Source organism: Streptomyces spongiae (assembly GCF_009377185.1).
Lineage (GTDB): Bacteria > Actinomycetota > Actinomycetes > Streptomycetales > Streptomycetaceae > Streptomyces > Streptomyces spongiae.
In genome coordinates, this window is the sequence record NZ_VJZC01000812.1 from 1 (window position 1) to 3,533 (window position 3,533).

Annotated in this window: 2 protein-coding genes; one reads left to right on the forward strand and one right to left on the reverse strand. The window is 69.5% G+C overall.

Annotated elements, in window-relative coordinates; genetic code table 11:
* Window positions 1-269: 269 nt before the first annotated feature.
* Complete coding sequence (locus tag FNH08_RS47145) at window positions 270-1,490, forward strand: IS110 family RNA-guided transposase (protein WP_152778025.1); 1,221 nt, start codon at window positions 270-272, stop codon at window positions 1,488-1,490.
* Between the two features lie 95 nt (window positions 1,491-1,585).
* On the opposite strand, the gene FNH08_RS47150 is transcribed toward FNH08_RS47145, so the two are convergent.
* Window positions 1,586-2,476: a LysR family transcriptional regulator gene (locus FNH08_RS47150; protein WP_152778027.1), complete on the reverse strand. Its 891-nt coding sequence runs from the start codon at window positions 2,474-2,476 to the stop codon at window positions 1,586-1,588.
* Between the last annotated feature and the right edge of the window lie 1,057 nt (window positions 2,477-3,533).

Sequence of the window (3,533 nt, forward strand, 5' to 3'; positions counted from 1 at the left end):
CTCCTGCCTTCGTCCCGCGCGGGCCGCCCCCGCCACCCCCGCCGAAGGACCAACAACGGCATCGTTGGCTCGTGGTCCAAGCCGCCGCCAGGGAACACCTCTCACCGCTCGGCGAACCCTCAGTTCCGCAGCAGACCGAGACCCCTGACGACCGCTGGGATTGCGAACGACTGATCGGATGACGGGCCCTTGAGCCCTGCCATTAGGACGACGCGCAGCCCCTGCCCCGGCGGGGACCAGCACACCACCGCCAACCAGAGGACAGCCCTATGACCAGCGTGTTCTGCGGCATCGACTGGGCCACCGACCACCACGACATCGCCCTGCTGGACGAGACCGGCACCCTCCTCGCCAAGCTCCGCATCGACGACAATCCCCAGGGCCTGACCCAGCTCCTCGACCTCCTGGCCCACCACGGCGACAAGCCCAACAACCCGATCCCCGTCGCCATCGAGACCTCCCACGGACTCCTGGTCGCCTGCCTGCGCGCCACCGGGCGACCGATCTACGTAATCAACCCACTCACCGCCGCCCGCTACCGCGACCGCTACGCACTCAGCCGCAAGAAGTCGGATCACCTCGACGCCAAAGTCCTGGCCCACATCCTGCGCACCGACCCCACCGAACACCGCCCCCTGCCCGCCGACAGCCACCTTGCCCAAGCCATCACCGTCCTGGCCCGAGCCCAACAGGACGCCGTCTGGGACCGCGTCCAGACCGGCAACCGGCTGCGCTCCCACCTGCGCGAGTACTTCCCCGCGTTCCTCACCGTCTTCCGCCACTTCCGTGAGGGCCTCGCCTCACCCGTCAGCCGCACCCTGCTGGCCGCAGCATCCACTCCCACGCAGGCCGCCCAGCTCACCCGCCCCCAGCTGCGAGCCATCCTCAAGAAGGCCGGCCGCCAACGCGAAATCACCGGCGAGGTCGAACGCCTCCACGGCTTACTGCGCGAACCCCAGATGCATCAGGGACCCCTGGTTGAGCAGGCGATGGGCATCAAGACCCTCGCCCTGCTGCGGCAGTTCGAGGCGGCTTGCACCAGCGCCGACGAGTTGGAGGCCGCGGTCGTCGACGCCTTCACCACCCACGAGGACGCCGAGATCATTACCAGCTTCCCCGGCCTCGGCCACCTCACCGGTGCCCGCGTCCTGGCCGAACTCGGCGACGACCACACCCGCTTCGCCACCGCCCGCGCCCTCAAGGCTTACGCCGGATCGGCCCCCATCACCAGATCCTCCGGACGCAAGACCACCGTCCTGGCCAGGCACATCAAGAATCAGCGTCTCGCCTCAGCCGGCTACATCTGGGCCTTCGCCGCCCTCACCGCATCAGCCGGAGCAAGAGCCCACTACGACCGCCGCCGCACAGCCGAAGAACGACACGTCGCAGCACAACGCAACCTCTTCAACCGCCTACTCGGCTGCCTCCACCACTGCCTCACCCACCACATCCCCTACGACGAACAGACCGCGTTCCCCGACAACGCTTGACTGATCAACCGCATCGGATGTCTGTCTCCGATTACTCAAGAGCGCTCCGATCTTCGACGCTCCGGAGCGCTCCGATCTCCGATGCTCCAGGCGCGCTAGTCCTCGGGTTCCTTCCGCGCCAGGGCGGAGTCGAGGAAAGCCCGGGCCGCCGGGGACAACGGGCCCTCGCGGCGGATCAGCCCGATGCGCAGCACGGGGTTCGGCTCCAGGTCGAGCACCAGTGCGCCCGCCCGCTCCGCCGTCCCGCGCCAGGAGTCGGTCACCACGGCGAGCCCGACCCCCGCCAGCACCATGGGCAGCACCGAGGCCCGGTGCTCGGTCTCGGCGGCGACGGTGAACTCGACGCCGCGCTCGCGCAGTTCGTCCACGTAGGACCGCCCTGCCGTCCCCCGCTGAACGATGATCAGCCGTTGCCCGGCCAGCTCCTCCGCCGCCACCGCCCTGCCCGCGGGGAACGGACCGTCGAGCGGGGTCAGCAGGACCAGTCCCTGCACGCCGACAGGGTGCGCCACCACGTCCTTCGCGGGCAGCGGGCCGGGGGTGGTCAACAGCCCCAGTTCCCCGGCTCCGGTGCGCACCATGCCGATGACGTCCCTCGGGGTGAAGGCGGCACGGACGCACACCCGCACACCGGGGTGGCGGTCGCCGAAGGAGCGGATCATCGAGGTGAGCGGCTCGACGGCCGGGGAGGGCATCGCGGCAATGTCGAGCCGGCCCGTGCGCAGTTCGTGGACGGCGTCGACGCTGGCGCGCGCGGTCTGCAGGCCGCGCACGGCCGCGCGGGCGGGCTCGATCAGCGCCGTTCCGGCCTCCGTGAGCACCGCCCGCTTGCCGATGCGGTGGAACAGTGCGGTGCCCAGATCCCGCTCCAGCGACTGAACCGTCTGCGACAGCGCCGGCTGCGAGACGTACAGGGCCAGGGCCGCCCGGTTGAAGCCACCGTGGTCCACGATCGCGAGGAAGTACTCCAGCTGCCGGATGTCCATGCGGCGATTGTCACTCCCCCGACCGGCTCCTCACGGAGTGCGGCGCCCTCGACCCGCTCGGTCCGGACGGCCGAGGCGGGGCGGGGCGGCGTACGTCGCGCTCGGTGAGGAGGCGGGCGTCGCGGGCGCGGAGACCTGCCCGTACGTGGCGGGCGGTGCGCCGACCGTCAGTCTTCGCCCTCAGCCGAAGATCCTCCGCTCTGAGGCCCCTCAGACCGGGAACCGCCACTCTGGGGTCCCTCACTCCGGGACCCCTCACCCTGCGGCCCCCCATTCCGGGACCCCTCACCCTGCGGTCCCCCATTCTGGGACCCCTCACCCTGCGGTCCCCCGCTCCGGGAGCCCTCGCCCTGGGATTCCCCGCTCCGGGAGCCTTCCCTTCGGGACCCCTCGCTCCGGGAGCCCTCAGTGCGGGAGCCCTCGGTGCGGGAGCCCTCGGACTGGGACTTGCAGTAGTCCTGCCCGTTCGATCTGTTCGAAGGCCCGAACACAACAGCCCAAAGGATGCCCTCGACGCCCTGCTGCGACGTGACGGACATCGCGCATCGGTCTTGGTCAGGCCCTGCGGCTGCCTGGGCCGCCGCAGGTGCGGCGGAGGTCATCGCTGCCGCGAGGCTGATGACGACTGCGGCAGCCGAGTGCGCGAAGGACCCGGGCAGGGAGTGAAATCGTGGAGTCTTCATGATCACACTGTGAGCCGAGTGAACTCCGGGAGGAAGGCTGACAGTCCCTCGCACCGGCAACTCGACCCGATCGTGTGATCCCAGCTGCTCAGAGACCCTGGTAGTTCATTGGCGCACCGACGTTGTCGCCGCGAAAACGCAAGAAGGGAAATGCCGGGAAAATCGGCGCGCCCGTCCGTGGCGGGCATGTGTGGATCGTGTAGCCATTCGCCGTGCGGTGGTGACGTATAAGCCTGTCAATGCCGATTCGAACCATTGGCGATCCCCGGAGAAGGCTTGCGGCAAAATCCTTCGTCCAGTAACCAGGTGAATCATGAACTTGTTCCACCGCGCTGCGTCCCTCCGCCGCTCGGCACCCCCCACCGCTCCGGAGC

Coding starts and splice junctions, on each gene's coding strand:
- FNH08_RS47145 (WP_152778025.1), top strand. CDS start 270: ATGACCAGCGTGTTCTGCGGCATCGACTGGGCCACCGACCACCACGAC.
- FNH08_RS47150 (WP_152778027.1), bottom strand. CDS start 2,476: ATGGACATCCGGCAGCTGGAGTACTTCCTCGCGATCGTGGACCACGGT.